Genomic DNA, 289 nt, shown 5'->3' with positions numbered 1-289 from the left:
ATCAACATAATCCGGAAGGCCTCCGACATTGTGGTGGGATTTGATCACTGCAGATTCTCCGCCGAGACCACTCTCTACAACGTCCGGATAAATCGTTCCCTGTACAAGGAAATCAACAGCACCAATCTTCTTTGCTTCTTCCTCGAATACACGGATAAACTCCTCACCGATGATCTTTCTCTTTCTCTCCGGCTCCTCAACGCCTGCTAATTTATCGTAGAAACGCTGCTGTGCGTTTACGCGGATAAAGTGCAGATCGTACGGGCCATTCGGTCCAAATACTTCCTCG

1 pseudogene is annotated in these 289 nt (G+C 48.4%); it reads right to left on the bottom strand.

Going from position 1 to position 289, the window contains the following annotated elements:
- Positions 1-289, bottom strand: a pseudogene (locus PZH32_RS13825) (glutamine-hydrolyzing GMP synthase); the annotation flags it as partial.

It is taken from the genome of Adlercreutzia equolifaciens (assembly GCF_029076695.1).
Lineage (GTDB): Bacteria > Actinomycetota > Coriobacteriia > Coriobacteriales > Eggerthellaceae > Adlercreutzia > Adlercreutzia equolifaciens_A.
This window is presented reverse-complemented; position numbering and strand designations above follow the sequence as displayed.